Annotated in this window: 12 protein-coding genes; 10 read left to right on the forward strand and 2 right to left on the reverse strand. The window is 69.1% G+C overall.

Annotation, left to right across the window (positions count from 1 at the left end; genetic code table 11):
* Positions 1 to 431 precede the first annotated feature (431 nt).
* The 7 genes from AB0958_RS04865 (at position 432) to AB0958_RS04895 (ending at position 10,592) form a co-directional block, all read left to right on the forward strand.
* Positions 432 to 1,451, forward strand: coding sequence for a rod shape-determining protein (locus AB0958_RS04865; RefSeq protein ID WP_046734341.1), 1,020 nt, complete (start codon positions 432 to 434; stop codon positions 1,449 to 1,451).
* Positions 1,452 to 1,605: 154 nt separating this feature from the next.
* The gene (gene mreC, locus AB0958_RS04870; RefSeq protein WP_366888876.1) at positions 1,606 to 2,559 is read left to right on the forward strand and encodes a rod shape-determining protein MreC; all 954 of its coding nucleotides are present in this window, start codon (positions 1,606 to 1,608) and stop codon (positions 2,557 to 2,559) included.
* A 13-nt stretch (positions 2,560 to 2,572) separates the two neighbouring features.
* A complete protein-coding gene (gene mreD, locus AB0958_RS04875; protein ID WP_366888877.1) occupies positions 2,573 to 3,250 on the forward strand; it encodes a rod shape-determining protein MreD in 678 nt (225 codons plus the stop codon).
* An 86-nt stretch (positions 3,251 to 3,336) separates the two neighbouring features.
* Positions 3,337 to 5,586 carry a penicillin-binding protein 2 gene (gene mrdA / locus AB0958_RS04880; RefSeq protein WP_366888878.1) on the forward strand — a complete coding sequence of 750 codons (2,250 nt, stop codon included), beginning with the start codon at positions 3,337 to 3,339 and terminating at the stop codon, positions 5,584 to 5,586.
* Positions 5,583 to 6,782, forward strand: a complete 1,200-nt coding sequence (gene rodA, locus AB0958_RS04885) for a rod shape-determining protein RodA (protein WP_366888879.1) — start codon at positions 5,583 to 5,585, stop codon at positions 6,780 to 6,782. Before mrdA ends, rodA begins: the two co-directional genes overlap by 4 nt.
* A gap of 227 nt (positions 6,783 to 7,009) precedes the next feature.
* Positions 7,010 to 8,512, forward strand: coding sequence for a CYTH and CHAD domain-containing protein (locus AB0958_RS04890; RefSeq protein WP_366888880.1), 1,503 nt, complete (start codon positions 7,010 to 7,012; stop codon positions 8,510 to 8,512).
* Between the two features lie 103 nt (positions 8,513 to 8,615).
* A complete protein-coding gene (locus AB0958_RS04895; protein ID WP_366888881.1) occupies positions 8,616 to 10,592 on the forward strand; it encodes a TIGR03960 family B12-binding radical SAM protein in 1,977 nt (658 codons plus the stop codon).
* A 252-nt stretch (positions 10,593 to 10,844) separates the two neighbouring features.
* Here AB0958_RS04895 and arsM read toward each other — a convergent pair whose 3' ends face one another.
* Positions 10,845 to 11,747, reverse strand: coding sequence for an arsenite methyltransferase (arsM, locus tag AB0958_RS04900; RefSeq protein ID WP_366888882.1), 903 nt, complete (start codon positions 11,745 to 11,747; stop codon positions 10,845 to 10,847).
* Between the two features lie 105 nt (positions 11,748 to 11,852).
* Here arsM and AB0958_RS04905 point away from each other — a divergent pair, with 105 nt between their 5' ends.
* The 3 genes from AB0958_RS04905 to AB0958_RS04915 are packed head-to-tail and all read left to right on the forward strand — an operon-like array spanning position 11,853 to position 13,400.
* On the forward strand, positions 11,853 to 12,230 hold the full coding sequence (locus tag AB0958_RS04905) for a metalloregulator ArsR/SmtB family transcription factor (protein ID WP_366888883.1): 378 nt from the start codon (positions 11,853 to 11,855) through the stop codon (positions 12,228 to 12,230).
* The gene (locus tag AB0958_RS04910) at positions 12,227 to 12,967 is read left to right on the forward strand and encodes an aquaporin (protein WP_366888884.1); all 741 of its coding nucleotides are present in this window, start codon (positions 12,227 to 12,229) and stop codon (positions 12,965 to 12,967) included. The genes AB0958_RS04905 and AB0958_RS04910 overlap by 4 nt, the downstream gene beginning before the upstream one ends.
* A gap of 22 nt (positions 12,968 to 12,989) precedes the next feature.
* The gene (locus AB0958_RS04915; RefSeq protein WP_366888885.1) at positions 12,990 to 13,400 is read left to right on the forward strand and encodes an arsenate reductase ArsC; all 411 of its coding nucleotides are present in this window, start codon (positions 12,990 to 12,992) and stop codon (positions 13,398 to 13,400) included.
* Between the two features lie 197 nt (positions 13,401 to 13,597).
* On the opposite strand, the gene AB0958_RS04920 is transcribed toward AB0958_RS04915, so the two are convergent.
* Entirely contained in the window at positions 13,598 to 14,803 is a 1,206-nt protein-coding gene (locus AB0958_RS04920; protein WP_366888886.1) for a cytochrome P450, read from the reverse strand.
* Positions 14,804 to 14,966: the final 163 nt, after the last annotated feature.

Here is a 14,966-nt window from a genome sequence, read left to right on the forward strand (position 1 = left end):
GGGTGGCGGGCCAGGTGGCTCCGCCACATGACCCGCCACCCCGCACGCCGATCGCACGCACCGAACGCCGCTCCTTCTCCCACGGAGATCCATAAGAAGGGCCCTAGTCACGAGGTCCGGCGCGCCCGTACGGATTTTTCGTGGATCTTTCTGATGTGGTGTCAGTCCGTCGATCCGCATGACCTGGGGCGGCCGAACGATTTCGGCCGTCCCTCCGCATATGCGTGCCGATCGGGGGAACGCATGGCCCCGTTGGGCCGTCTCCACAAGCGGGGCGGCCCCGTACATGCTGACAATGGCGAAGACCCTCGCGCAGTGTTCGTGCAGGCGCGTCTACGATGGAAGCCTTCACGTCACAGCACCCACTTCGCCGACCTGAAATGCCCTCAAAAGCTCCCAGGAAGGCCAGACGAATCCTGATGGGGAACTCAATGTCGTTCATCGGCCGTGACATGGCTGTCGACCTCGGGACCGCCAACACGCTGGTGTACGTCAGGGGTCGCGGGATCGTACTCAACGAGCCGTCCGTCGTCGCGATCAACACGAACACCGGTGGAATTCTCGCGGTCGGCGCGGAGGCGAAGAAGATGATCGGGCGCACGCCCGGCAACATCGTCGCCGTCCGGCCGCTGAAGGACGGCGTGATCGCCGACTTCGAGATCACCGAGCGGATGCTCCGCTACTTCATCCTGAAGATCCACAAGCGGCGCTATCTCGCGCGCCCGCGCGTGGTCGTGTGCGTGCCCTCCGGCATCACCGGTGTCGAGCGCCGTGCCGTCATCGAGGCGTCGTCGCAGGCCGGCGCCCGCCAGGTGCACATCATCGAGGAGCCCATGGCCGCCGCCATCGGCTCCGGCCTGCCGGTCCACGAGGCCACCGGCAACATGGTGGTGGACATCGGCGGCGGCACCACGGAGGTCGCGGTCATCTCGCTCGGCGGCATCGTCACCGCCCAGTCCATCCGCGTCGCAGGCGACGAACTCGACAACGCGATCATCCAGCACATCAAGAAGGAGTACAGCCTCCTCCTGGGTGAGCGGACGGCCGAACAAATCAAGATCACGATCGGTTCCGCGTACGAACTCGACTCCGACGAACACACCGAGATCCGCGGCCGCGACCTGGTGTCCGGCCTGCCGAAGACCGTCGTCATCTCCGCCGCCGAGGTCCGCAAGGCGATCGAGGAACCGGTCAACGCGATCGTCGACGCCGTCAAGACCACCCTCGACAAGTGCCCGCCGGAGCTGTCCGGCGACATCATGGACAGGGGAATCGTTCTGACCGGCGGCGGAGCCCTGCTGCGCGGTCTGGACGAGCGGCTGCGCCGGGAGACCGGCATGCCGATCCACATCGCCGAGGACCCGCTGGACAGCGTGGCGCTCGGCTCCGGCAAGTGCGTCGAGGAATTCGAGGCGCTCCAGCAGGTCCTGGACGCCCAGCCGCGCAGATGAGGTAACTCTTCGATTCCGCCGTACGAGATGATCTCCTCTCGTGCGGCGGATCGTTGATATAGAGGCATAAGCTCACACAAAACGAGCGCTGTTCACCCAACTCCCGTACAACAAGCTCCCCAAGTTCCTATTGAGGAAGGCACGGCCGCCGCACGTGAGGGACACGAAAGAGAGCCGGCTGCTCCTGGTGCTGCTGATCGCCATCGCGTTCGCGCTGATCACGGTCGACATCCGAGGGGGCCGGAACTCCCCGGTCGACGGCGCCCGGCAGGCCGCGGCCGCGGTCTTCGGCCCGATCGAGAACGGCATGTCGACGGTGGTGGACCCGGTGGGCAACGCCGTCTCCGCCATCCGCGACTCCGGCGAACGCCACGACCGCCTCGCCCGCCTGGAGAACCAGAACGCCGCCCTCAAGGCCAAGCTCGGCAGCGACGACCGCAACCGCAGCCGCCTGCGCCAGCTCGACAAGATGCTCAACATCGCCGCCGAGGGCCAGTACGGCATCAAGGGCGCCCAGGTCATCGCCATAGGGTCGGCCCAGGGCTTCTCCTGGACCATCACCATCGACGTCGGCTACAACGACGGCATCAAACGGGACATGACCGTCCTCAACGGCGACGGCCTCGTCGGCCGTGTCACCACCGTCGGCCCCGACGCCTCCACCGTGCTGCTCGCCAACGACCCGGACTTCACCGTCGGCACCCGCATGGAGGGCAGCGACGAACTCGGCTTCGCCTCCGGACAGGGCGACCGCCCGCTGCGCGTCGAACTCCTCAACGGCAAGGCCGAGGTGAAGAAGGGCGACCGGCTCGTCACCTTCGGCTCCCAGGCCGACAAGCCCTTCGTGCCCGGCGTCCCGGTCGGCACCGTCACCGGCGTCGACCCCTCCAACGGCGGCCTCACCCGCACCCTGTACGTCACGCCGTTCGTGTCCTTCACCAAGCTCGACGTCGTCGGCGTGGTCGTCGAGGCACCGAAGAAGGACCCGCGCGACGAGGTGCTCCCGGCCAAGCCCAGGCCGACCCCGACCCCCACGGTGACCGTCACGGTCACCCCGTCCGCGGACGCGAGCGCCAACACGTCCGACACCACCGGCCAGCAGCAGTAGGAGCTGAATCCCCATGCGTGTCAACCGGATCCTGCTCTCCTCGGCCTTCATCGTCGTCGCCCTGGTGATCCAGGTGAGCGTCCTCGCCCGCCTGCACCTGCCCGGCGCCGTCCCCGACCTGATGCTGCTCACCGTCCTCGGCCTCGCCATGGTCTACGGCCATGTGGGCGGCGCCCTCGTCGGCTTCGGCGCCGGCCTCCTCGCCGACGTCGCCCCGCCCGCCGACCACGCGGCCGGCCGCTACGCCCTGGTGCTGTGCGTCGTCGGCTACTTCGCGGGCCTGATCAAACCGGAGAACGGCCGGCTGAAGTCCGCGACCGGCCCGATGCTCGTCGTGGTCGCCGCCGCCGTCGGCTCCACCCTGCTGTACGCGGGCGTCGGCGCCCTCGTCGGCGACACCGCCGCCCGGCACGTCGGCATGACCAGCCTGCTCGTCACCGCCGCCCTGTACGACCTGCTGCTCGCCCCGTTCGTGGTCCCCGGCGTCATGGCGCTGGCCCGCCGCGCCGACAACGACCCCCTCACGGAGGCCAACTCCGCCACCAAGGCCGGGAACGTCTCCTCGGGCTGGATCTCCTCCGGCACCGGACTGCGCGTCGGCGGCCGGCGCGGCGCTCTCGGCTCCCTGAAGGCCAGGGCCCGCACCCGCAACGTCCGGGTCGGCCGCATCAAGGGGGTCAAGCGCCTGTGAGCCCGGCGGAGTTGGGCGACGGAGCCGTTCACAGCTCCGTCGTATATGACACGCACACACACCGCTGAGAGGGGGAGGCAGCCCAAGTGACCAACATTCCCGAGACCGGTCGGACCCCACGGGTCCAGATCCGTCTCGTCGTCATCCAGATCCTCGTCCTGTCCCTGCTCGGCACCCTCGGCGGCCGCCTGTGGTACCTGCAGATCCGTGAGGGCGCCGCCTACCAGAAGGAGGCCTCCGGCAACCACGTCCAGCAGGTCGTCGACCCCGCGGTGCGCGGCTCGATCCTGGACGCGCGCGGAGTGCCCCTGGCCGACAACGAGACCCGCCTCGTCGTCTCCGCCTCCCGCACCGACCTGCTCAAGCAGAAGGACGACGGCAGGGCGGTCCTCACCAAGCTCGCGGGCGTCCTCGGCATGAAACCCGAGGAGGTCCTGCAGAAGGTCCGCCTCTGCGACGCCAAGACCCCCCAGCCCTGCTGGAACGGCTCCCCGTACCAGCCGATCCCCATCACCGACGAGGCCACCGCCAAGCAGGCCCTGCAGATCCGCGAACGCTCCGAGGACTTCCCGGGCATCACCGCCGAGCCCGAGGCCGTACGCCGCTACCCGGCCCCCGGCAAGGCCCACACCGCCCAGGTCCTCGGCTACCTCTCCCCGGTCACCGACGCCGAGATCCAGCAGGCCAAGGACACCTCCTCCCCGTACCTGCGCTCGGACATGGTCGGCCGCTCGGGCCTGGAGCGCGAGTACGACAAGGAACTGCGCGGCAAGGCCGGCGTCACCCGCTACGAGGTCGACAACCTCGGCCGCGTCATCGGCAAGGCCAAGTCCGACGCCGCCGAACCCGGCGCCAACCTGGTCACCAGCATCGACTCCCGCGTCCAGCGCGTCGCCGAGTACGAGCTGGACAAGGCCATGAAGACGGCCCGTCAGCAGTACGACGACATCACCCACGAGAACTACAAGGCGGACTCCGGCGCCGTCGTCGTGATGGAGGCCAAGACCGGCCGCATCGTCGCCATGGCCTCCGCCCCCGACTACGACCCGAACGTCTGGGTCGGCGGCATCTCCGCCAAGGACTACAAGGCCCTCACCGGCAAGGACTCCGACTACCCGCTGCTCAACCGGGCCATACAGGGTCAGGCCGCGCCCGGTTCGACGTTCAAGGTGGTCTCCACCGCCGCCGCCGTCCAGGCCGGGTACGCCTGGGACGGCGGCTACCCCTGCACCAGCTCCTACTCGGTGGGCGGCCAGGTCTTCAAGAACTTCGAGGGCGAGAACTTCGGCGACATCTCCCTGGGCCGCGCCCTGGAGGTCTCCTGCGACACCGTCTTCTACGGCCTCGCCGACCGCGAGTGGAAGCGGGACGGCGGTATCAACCCGAAGAAGGGCGAGCCCAAGGACTGGTTCTTCAAGACCGCCCACGAGTTCGGCCTCGGCAAGGAGACCGGCGTCGACCTGCCCAACGAGGTCACCGGCCGGGTCCCCGACCGCCAGTGGAAGCTCGACTACTGGAAGGCCAACAAGGACGCCTGGTGCAAGTCCGGCAAGAAGGACGGCTCCTACGTCGAGCGGATCGAGTACGAGAACTGCCTCGAAGGCAACAAGATGCGCGAGGGCGACGAGATCAACTACTCCATCGGCCAGGGCGACACCCTCGTCACGCCGATCCAGGAGGCCATGATCTACGGCGCCGTCGCCAACGGCGGCACCGAGTACCAGCCGACCATCGGCAAGGCCGTCATCAGCGCCGACGGCAAGTCCGTCCAGGAGATCAAGCCCAAGGCCGTCCGCAAGCTGCCCGTCAGCCAGGCCACCCTCAAGGGCATGGACGACGCCTTCGCCGGCGTCATCACCCGCGGTACCGCCGCCTGGAAGTTCAACGGCTGGCCCCAGGACAAGATCGCCCTGCACGGCAAGACCGGCACCGCCGAGGTCTACGGCAAGCAGACCACCTCGTGGCTGGCCACCTACAGCAAGGACTACACGGTCATCATGACCATCGCCCAGGCCGGTACCGGTTCCGGTGCCTCCGGTGAGGCGGTCCGCAACATCTACAGCGCGCTCTACGGCGTGTCGGCCGACGGCTCCATCGACAAGAACAAGGCGCTGCTGCCCACCCCGCAGCAGGGTCTGCCGAAGGTCCGCACCGACGGCACCATCGCCTCCCCGAAGGTCTCCAGGGACCCGGCGAAGGACTTCCAGGCCTCGCAGCAGGGCGGCCAGCAGAACGGCGGCCAGACCCCGGCCGCCACCACCGCCTCGCCGTCGGCGGGCAACCGCACCACCCGCAGGAAACCCCGCAGGCGCGGAAGCCGGAGGATGCTCACATGACCGGCGTCAACAGCTTCTCCGTCTCCGGGTACGGCCCGGCACGCCCCGGCTGGACCCGGGTCTTCGCCCGCGACTCGCTGGCCCGCCGGCTGGACTGGCCGATGCTGCTGGCGGCCGTCGCCCTGTCCCTGCTCGGCTCCCTGCTGGTCTACTCCGCGACCCGCAACCGCACCGAGATCAACCAGGGCGACCAGTACTACTTCCTGGTCCGCCACCTGATGAACACCGGCATCGGGCTCGCCCTGATGATCGGCACCATCTGGGTCGGCCACCGCCAGCTGCGCAACGCCGTACCGATCCTCTACGGACTGTCGCTGCTCGGCATCCTCGCGGTGCTCACCCCGCTCGGCGCCACCATCAACGGCAGCCGCAACTGGATCGTCTTCGGCGGCGGCTTCTCACTGCAGCCCGCCGAGTTCGTGAAGATCACGATCATCCTGGGCATGGCGATGATACTGGCGGCCCGGGTCGACGCCGGGGACAAGAAGTACCCCGACCACCGCACCGTCCTGCAGTCCCTCGGCCTGGCCGCGGTGCCGATCATGATCGTGCTCCTCATGCCCGACCTCGGCACGGTCCTGGTCATGGTGACGATCATCCTCGGCGTGCTGCTCGCCTCCGGCGCCTCCAACCGCTGGGTCTTCGGCCTGCTCACCGCCGGCGTGATCGGCTGCATCACGATCTGGCAGCTGCACGTCCTGGACCAGTACCAGATCGCCCGCTTCGCCGCCTTCGCCAACCCGAGCCTCGACCCGGCCGGCGTCGGCTACAACACCAACCAGGCCCGGATCGCCATCGGCTCCGGCGGCCTGACCGGCGCGGGCCTGTTCCACGGCTCGCAGACCACCGGCCAGTTCGTCCCCGAGCAGCAGACCGACTTCGTGTTCACGGTCGCGGGGGAGGAGCTCGGCTTCGTCGGCGCGGGCCTGATCATCCTGCTCATCGGCGTCATCCTGTGGCGCGCCTGCCGCATCGCCCGCGAGGCGCCCGAGCTGTACGGCACGATCGTCGCCGCCGGCATCGTCGCGTGGTTCGCGTTCCAGGCGTTCGAGAACATCGGGATGACCCTGGGGATCATGCCGGTCACCGGACTTCCCCTGCCGTTCGTGTCCTACGGCGGCTCCTCGATGTTCGCGGTCTGGGTGGCGGTGGGGCTGCTCCAGTCGATCAGGGCGCAGCGGCCGATGTCGGCGTAGGCCGATGCGGGCCCGACCGATGCCGGCACGGCCGATACGGGCCCGACCGATGCCGGCACGGCCGATACGGGCCCGACCGAGGTCGGCATGGCCGCGGCCGACCGGGGAACCCGGCGTGGTGAAGACACCGGCTACGGCGTCTTCACCCCCCGGCAATGTCCCGTCCACCCGCGATCCACCTCCATCGACGTCTGCCCCCGAGGCGGCCAAACCACTAGATTCAGCTCATGGCGGATACGAAGCGTGAAATCGAGCGCAAGTACGAGTCCGACGACAGCGGCCTGCCCGACCTGACCGGAGTCGCCGGCGTCGCGCACGTCCTCGACAAAGGCACCACGGAACTCGACGCGACCTACCACGACACCTCGGACCTGCGACTGGCCGCGGCCAGGATCACCCTGCGCCGCCGCAAGGGCGGCAGCGACGCCGGCTGGCACCTCAAACTCCCGGTCGCCCCCGGCGTCCGCGACGAGATCCACGCCCCGCTCGCCGACACCGTCCCCGACGAACTCGCCGCCCTCACCCGCTCCCGGGTCCGCGAAGGCCAGCTCGTCCCCGTCGTCCGGCTGCGCACCACACGCGACGTGCGCAACCTCGTCGACGCCCGGGGCCGGCTGCTCGCCGAGGTGAGCGTGGACCGCGTCCACGCCGAACGCCTCTTCGGCGGCGAGGGCACCGCCCAGTGGACCGAGATCGAGGTCGAACTCGCCGACGGCGGCGACCCCGCCTTCCTCGACAAGGTGGAGAAACGCCTGCGCAAGGCCGGCGTACGGCCCTCCGACTCGCCGTCCAAGCTGGCCCGCGCCCTCGCCGAGACCAAGGGCGGCCAACCGCACCCCGCCCCGGCCCCCGGCAAACCCACCACCGCCGGGGACCACGTCCTCGCCTACGTCCGCGCCCAGCGCGACGCCATCGTCGCCCTCGACCCCGCCGTCCGCCTCGACACCGAGGAGGGCGTGCACGACATGCGGGTCGCCACCCGCAGGCTGCGCAGCACGTTCCGCACCTTCGGCAAGGTCCTCGACCGGAAGATCACCGATCCGGTCGCCGCCGAACTGAAATGGCTGGCCGGCGAACTCGGCCTCGGCCGCGACCTGGAAGTCCTCGCCGAACGCCTCACCGGCGCCCTCGCCGACGTACCCCCGGCCCTCGTCTCGGGCCCCGTCCACGACCGGCTGCGAGCATGGGCCGACGCCGGTGAGCGCGGCTCCCGGCACCGCCTGCTCGGCGTCCTGGACTCCCGCCGCTACCTCGACCTCCTCGACACCCTCGACGCCCTGACCGCCGACCCGCCCCTGCTGAAAGCGGCCGCCAAGGACCCGCAGAAGGTGCTCGCCAAGGCCGTACGCAAGGACTTCGACAAGCTCACCGGCCTGATCGAGACGGCCATGGCCGAGCCCCCCGGCCACGACCGCGACCTCGGGCTGCACGAGGCCCGCAAGAAGTCCAAGCGCACCCGCTACGCCGCCGAAGCGGCCCGCCCCGCCCTCGGCGGCCGGGCCAAGTCCATGGTCAAAACCATGAAGTCGCTCCAGTCCCGGCTCGGCGAACACCAGGACAGTGTGATGGCCCGCGAAACCCTCCGGGAACTGTCCGCAGTCGCGCACGCCGCCGGCGAGAGCGCCTTCACCTACGGACTGCTGTACGGCCGCGAGGAACAGCGGGCGGCGGCCGTCGAGGCCGGGCTCCCGCACGCCTGGAAGAAGACCAGGAAGGCGGCGCACGGCTGAGCGGACGTACGGGGGACTCCGCCGGGCACGTTAGGCTAGATGGTCACCCTCCCCCCAGCCTTCGGCCGGGGGTGCCCCCAGTCAGCTCACAAAGGTCCGCGACATGCCTGCCGAAGCCGCCGCCCAGGTCGCCGAGTCTGTGTTCCCGCAGCTGGAAGCCCTGCTCCCGCATGTGCAGAAGCCGATCCAGTATGTCGGCGGAGAGCTCAACTCCACGGTCAAGCCCTGGGAGTCCTGCGACGTCCACTGGGCGCTCATGTACCCGGACGCCTACGAGGTCGGCCTGCCCAACCAGGGCGTCATGATCCTCTACGAGGTCCTCAACGAACAGGACGGCGTCCTCGCCGAGCGCACCTACAGCGTGTGGCCCGACCTGGAGGCGCTGATGCGGGAGCACGGCGTCCCGCAGTTCACCGTGGACAGCCACCGCCCCGTGAAGGCCTTCGACGTGTTCGGCCTGTCCTTCTCCACGGAGCTCGGCTACACGAACATGCTCACGGCCCTCGACCTCGCGGGCATCCCCCTGGAGTCCAAGGACCGCACCCTCGACGACCCGATCGTCCTCGCGGGCGGCCACGCGGCCTTCAACCCGGAGCCCATCGCGGACTTCATCGACGCGGCGATCATCGGCGACGGCGAGCAGGCCGTCCTCGACATGACGAGGATCATCCGCGAGTGGAAGGTGCAGGGCCGCCCCGGCGGACGCGAGGAGGTCCTCCTCCGCCTCGCCAAGACCGGCTCCGTCTACATCCCGGCCTTCTACGACGTCGAGTACCTCCCCGACGGCCGGATCGCCCGCGTCGTCCCCAACCGCTCCGGCGTCCCGTGGCGCGTCTCCAAGCACACCGTCATGGACCTGGACGAGTGGCCGTACCCCAAGCAGCCCCTGGTCCCGCTCGCCGAGACCGTCCACGAGCGCATGTCCGTCGAGATCTTCCGCGGCTGCACCCGCGGCTGCCGCTTCTGCCAGGCCGGCATGATCACCCGCCCGGTCCGCGAGCGCTCCATCACCGGCATCGGCGAGATGGTGGAGAAGGGCCTCAAGGCCACCGGCTTCGAAGAGGTCGGCCTGCTCTCCCTCTCCTCCGCCGACCACTCGGAGATCGGCGACATCGCCAAGGGCCTCGCCGACCGCTACGAGGAAGACAAGATCGGCCTCTCCCTGCCCTCCACCCGCGTCGACGCCTTCAACGTCGACCTCGCGAACGAACTGACCCGCAACGGCCGCCGCTCCGGCCTGACCTTCGCCCCCGAGGGCGGCTCCGAGCGCATGCGCAAGGTCATCAACAAGATGGTCTCGGAGGACGACCTCATCCGCACCGTCGCCACGGCCTACGGCAACGGCTGGCGCCAGGTGAAGCTCTACTTCATGTGCGGTCTGCCCACCGAGACCGACGACGACGTCCTCCAGATCGCCGACATGGCGACGAAGGTCATCGCCAAGGGCCGCGAGGTCTCCCGCTCCAACGACATCCGCTGCACGGTCTCCATCGGCGGGTTCGTCCCCAAGCCGCACACTCCCTTCCAGTGGGCCCCGCAGCTCTCCGCCGAGGAGACGGACGCCCGCCTGGAGAAGCTCCGCGACAAGATCCGCGGCGACAAGAAGTACGGCCGCTCCATCGGCTTCCGCTACCACGACGGCAAGCCCGGCATCGTCGAGGGCCTGCTGTCCCGCGGCGACCGCCGCATCGGCGCCGTCATCCGCGCCGTCTACGAGGACGGCGGCCGCTTCGACGGCTGGCGCGAGCACTTCTCCTACGACCGCTGGATGGCCTGCGCCGACAAGGCCCTCGCCCCCTACGGCGTGGACGTCGACTGGTACACCACCCGCGAACGCACCTACGAGGAAGTCCTCCCCTGGGACCACCTCGACTCGGGCCTAGACAAGGACTGGCTCTGGGAGGACTGGCAGGACGCCCTCGACGAGACCGAGGTCGAGGACTGCCGCTGGACCCCTTGCTTCGACTGCGGGGTGTGCCCGCAGATGGACACGGCCATACAAATCGGCCCGACCGGCAAGAAGTTGCTTCCTCTGACGGTCAAGAACGCTGCGCCCGCGCCGAGTGGACACGCCCACTGAGGTGAGCGAGCCACTGAAGCGCATCGCGGATGTGCTGGCGGGGGCGACGGAGGACGAGGTTGTCGCTGCGCTGGAAGCGGTACGCGTACCGACCAGACAGCGGCAGTCTCCCTCGCGGGAGGTGTCCCGGACGCCTCTGTCCCTGCCGCGCGTGGCGGGCTCCTGTGTCATTCACTCGGAAGTGGAGCGGGTCTGACCCTGGCACCACTCTTGAGGGTGACTGACGGCTTGCTGGGGCCTCCTCGTGGTGCCTCAGTCCTGGCAACCGCAGACTGATGCGGTCTTGGCGTCCGTGACCGTGACGGCCGGGTCGGTGGAGCTCTCGGCCGGGGTGCAGCAGTCGTTCACGTCGCAGCAGGCGTCTGCGGACGTGGTCGCTTCGGTCCCTTCGGCTACGGCCACTGCGGTGGGCTTGGTGGCGCGCACGATCGCCGAGTGCATCCCGTCGGCCACGCCGTGGGTCGGAGTGATCTCGACGTCGGTGAAGCCTGCCGCTGCGAGGCCTTCGCGGTACTCGCTGAAGGAAAGGGTGCCGGCGATGCAGCCGACGTAGTCGCCGCGCTCGGCTCGCTGCTCGGGTGTCAGAGAGTCGTCTGCGACGACGTCGGACACGCCGAGACGGCCGCCGGGCTTCAGGACGCGGAGCGTCTCCGTGAACACCGCCGCCTTGTCTGTGGACAGGTTGATCACGCAGTTGGAGATCACGACGTCGATGGTGTTCGCGGGCAGCGGGATGGCCTCGATGGTGCCCTTGAGGAACTCGACGTTCGTGGCGCCCGCCTTCGCGGCGTTGGCCAGTGCCAGGGAGAGCATTTCCTCGGTCATGTCGAGTCCGTACGCCTTGCCCGTCGGGCCGACGCGTCGGGCGGAGAGCAGGACGTCGATGCCGCCTCCGGAACCGAGATCGAGGACGCGTTCCCCTTCGTGCAGCTCGGCCACCGCGGTGGGGTTGCCGCAGCCGAGGGAGGCGGTCAGGGCCTCGGCGGGGAGCGTGTCGCGCTCGTCGGCCGAGTAGCGGGCGGAGCCGAAGTTCTCGTCGATCTCGACGGGCTCCGGCCCGCAACAGGCGGTGCTGCCCTCGGTGACCTTGGCGGCCGCTGCTGCGTAACGCTGGCGGACGGTCTCACGCAGGTCTGTGGACTGCTGGTCAGGCATGAGTCACTCCTGGATGACGGGGCATGGCGGTGCCCCGGAACGGCTTGCATTGACGTTCGTTGATGCAACCTTGCGCCTTGGATCGAAGGACGTCAACATAGAGGTATGTCGAAACAAGAGCTGAAGATCCTCGGCCAGGACGGCGATGACTCCTGCTGCGAGGGGTTGGCCACGGCGCCCCTGGACGAAGAACAGGCGGCCGATCTGGCGAAGATCTTCAAAGCCCTGGGCGACCCGGTGCGTCTGCGGCTGATGTCGATGATCGCTTCGCGCGAGGGCGGGGAGGTCTGCGTCTGTGAGCTGACTCCTGCCTTCGAGCTGTCGCAACCCACGATCTCGCACCATTTGAAGCTGCTCCGGCAGGCGGGGCTCATCGACTGTGAGCGACGCGGTACCTGGGTCTACTACTGGATTCTGCCGGCGGCTCTCGATCGCTTGGCAGGGTTCCTGTCCGTGCCGCAGGCGGCAAAGGCATCCGTGTGAACGCGTCCCTCGGCCGTCGCGTCGCTGCCGAGGCGGTGGGTACAGCTGCGCTGGTGGCCGTGGTCGTCGGCTCCGGGATCCAGGCGACCGAGCTCTCACGTGACGTGGGTGTCCAACTGCTCGCCAACTCGATTTCCACGGTCCTCGGCCTGGGCGTGTTGATCGCGCTCCTCGGGCCCGTCTCAGGTGCACACTTCAACCCGGCTGTCACCCTCACGGCATGGTTCGCCGACCGGAAGAGCGGCAGTGGGCTGCGTCCGCTGGACGTGTTCGCATATGTGCCGGCGCAGATCGCGGGAGCCGTTGCCGGTGCGGTCCTGGCCGATGCCATGTTCGCCGAACCCCTGGTGAAGTGGTCCACGCAGGACCGCTTCGCGGGACACCTTTGGCTGGGGGAAATCGTGGCGACAGCCGGGCTGGTTCTGCTGATCTTCGGCCTGAATCGGACGGGCCGCGGGCGATTCGCTCCGGGGGCTGTGGCGTCCTTCATCGGGGCCGCTTACTGGTTCACCTCGTCCACCTCGTTCGCGAACCCGGCGGTGACCATCGGCCGTACGTTCACCGACACCTTCGCCGGTATCGCCCCGGCCTCGGTCGCGCCCTTCATCGCGGCACAACTGGTGGGTGCCGCTGCCGGCCTGGGCTTGGTTGCGTTGCTCTTCGGGCCCGTCGCCCCCGCTGAAACCGATGTCGTCATGCCACAAGGTGACACCGAACTTGCCGCTTCCCCTCGCTGACCCCTTTCAAGGAACATCTGTCATGAGCGACTCCACTCCGTGCCCGTCCGTTCTGTTCGTCTGCGTCCACAACGCCGGGCGCTCCCAGATGGCTGCCGCCTTCCTCACCCACTTCGCCGGGGAGAAGGTGGAGGTCCGCTCGGCCGGCTCCGTCCCCGCCGACACGGTCAATCCGGCTGTGGTGGAAGCGATGAACGAAGTCGGCATCGACATCTCCGCCGAGACACCGAAGATCCTGACGACGGAAGCCGTACAGGCGTCCGACGTCGTCATCACAATGGGGTGCGGAGACACGTGCCCCGTTCTCCCGGGGAAGCGATACCTTGACTGGCAGCTCGACGATCCTGCCGGCCAAGGCGTGGATGCCGTCCGCCCGATCCGGGACGAGATCGAACGCCGCATCCGGACCTTGGTGAATGACCTGACTGGCTGAACAACGCGCGGCTCTGCAGTTGCCGTGCGCGACAGCCCGCAGATGGACACCCACATCCAGATCGGCCCCACCGGCAAGAAGCTGCTGCCGCTCACGGTGAAGAACGCGGGGCCGGCGCCGACCGCCAGTGGGCACGCGCACTGACGTCGGCGCGGCCGACCCGGCAGGGGGCGCCGCTCCCGGCCGGGTCCGTCCTGCTACCAGGTCACCGGGAGTTCCAGCGGGAAGCGTCTGATCGTCTCCGTGTCCCAGCGCAGCTCCTCCGCCGGCACCGCGAGGCGCAGGGCGGGGAATCTCTCGACGAGGCGGCCGACGGCCACTTCGAGTTCCGCCATCGCCAGCGGCATCGCGATGCACCGGTGCCCGCCCCAGCCGAACGTCATGTGCGGGACGGTGGGACGGTCCAGGTCGATCTCGTGCGCGTCCGGATACCGCTGCGGGTCCCGGTTGGCCGTCAGGTACGACACGTGCACGAAGTCGCCCGCCCTGATCCGCGCCCCGTCCAGCTCCACGTCCTCCAGAGCCACCCGGGGGATCCCGACCCCCTTGCGGAACGGGATGCAGCGCAGCAGTTCGTGCACGACGTCCGTCAACGTCTCGGGCCTGCGCGTGAGGTGCCGCATCAGTTCGGGACGGGTCAGGAGCAGGTACACGATGTTGCTGATCTGGCAGGTGGCCGTGTCCTGGCCGCTGAGCGCCAGCGTCAGGGTCATGACCGCCAGCTCCCTGTCGTCGAGCTGCTCCTCGCCCTCCCGCGCCGCGGCCATCGCGCTGATGAGGTCGGGGCCGGGCGAGGTGCGGCGCTGCGCGACGAGCTCGGCGAAGTAGTCGGTCAGCTCGGTCTTGGCCGTCGCGGCGGCCTCCTTGCTGCCCGCGCCGACGACGAGCAGCCGGTGCACGGACTCCTGGATGCGGGGCCACTCCTCCCTCTCGATGCCGAGGAGGTCGAGGACGGTGTGCTGGGGGAGCGGGTTGGACAGGTGCCGGACCAGGTCGGCCGGCGCTCCCTCCTTCTCCATCTCGTCCAGGCACCGGTCCGCGAGCCAGACGATCCGGTGCCGCATGCCGTCGACCTGCTGCTGGGTGAACGCCTGCGAGGCCAGGTGGCGGACGCGGCTGCTGTGCGGCGGGTCCATCACGTTGACCGATTCCGGGGAGACGATGGGCTCCGGTGTCATCCGGGGATAGTCGTGGCCGATGATGCCCGCCCTGCTGAACCGAGGGTCGGTGGTCACCTGCTTGACGGCGTCGAAGCCGGTGATCAGCCAGGCGTCCGCCGCGCCGTAGGGCAGCCGGATGCGCGCGGGGGAGCAGCGCTGCATCAGATCGGCGAGCGCCGGGTCGAAGTCGAGCGCTTCGCTGAAGTCGAACGGGCAGATGCTTGTCTCGTTGTCCGCGGCCATCAGCCGGTTCCTCCAGAGCTGGGTGCGACGTCGGTGGTGGGCCTCCCCTCGCAGGAATGCAAGCACGGCAGACGGCGTCGATCGCTGACCGGCACAGGTGCACCCGACCAGGTGGGCTAACACCTGGTCGCTGTGATGTCGCCCACGAGGTCTTGTCGGGACC

Origin of the sequence: Streptomyces sp. NPDC006655 (genome assembly GCF_040703965.1) — a bacterium.
Taxonomy (GTDB): Bacteria; Actinomycetota; Actinomycetes; order Streptomycetales; family Streptomycetaceae; genus Streptomyces.

Bases quoted from the DNA above. Each gene is read 5' to 3' on its own strand.
- AB0958_RS04865 (WP_046734341.1), top strand. From the start codon at position 432: ATGTCGTTCATCGGCCGTGACATGGCTGTCGACCTCGGGACCGCCAAC.
- mreD (WP_366888877.1), top strand. From the start codon at position 2,573: ATGCGTGTCAACCGGATCCTGCTCTCCTCGGCCTTCATCGTCGTCGCC.
- rodA (WP_366888879.1), top strand. From the start codon at position 5,583: ATGACCGGCGTCAACAGCTTCTCCGTCTCCGGGTACGGCCCGGCACGC.
- AB0958_RS04890 (WP_366888880.1), top strand. From the start codon at position 7,010: ATGGCGGATACGAAGCGTGAAATCGAGCGCAAGTACGAGTCCGACGAC.
- AB0958_RS04895 (WP_366888881.1), top strand. From the start codon at position 8,616: ATGCCTGCCGAAGCCGCCGCCCAGGTCGCCGAGTCTGTGTTCCCGCAG.
- arsM (WP_366888882.1), bottom strand. From the start codon at position 11,747: ATGCCTGACCAGCAGTCCACAGACCTGCGTGAGACCGTCCGCCAGCGT.
- AB0958_RS04905 (WP_366888883.1), top strand. From the start codon at position 11,853: ATGTCGAAACAAGAGCTGAAGATCCTCGGCCAGGACGGCGATGACTCC.
- AB0958_RS04915 (WP_366888885.1), top strand. From the start codon at position 12,990: ATGAGCGACTCCACTCCGTGCCCGTCCGTTCTGTTCGTCTGCGTCCAC.
- AB0958_RS04920 (WP_366888886.1), bottom strand. From the start codon at position 14,803: ATGGCCGCGGACAACGAGACAAGCATCTGCCCGTTCGACTTCAGCGAA.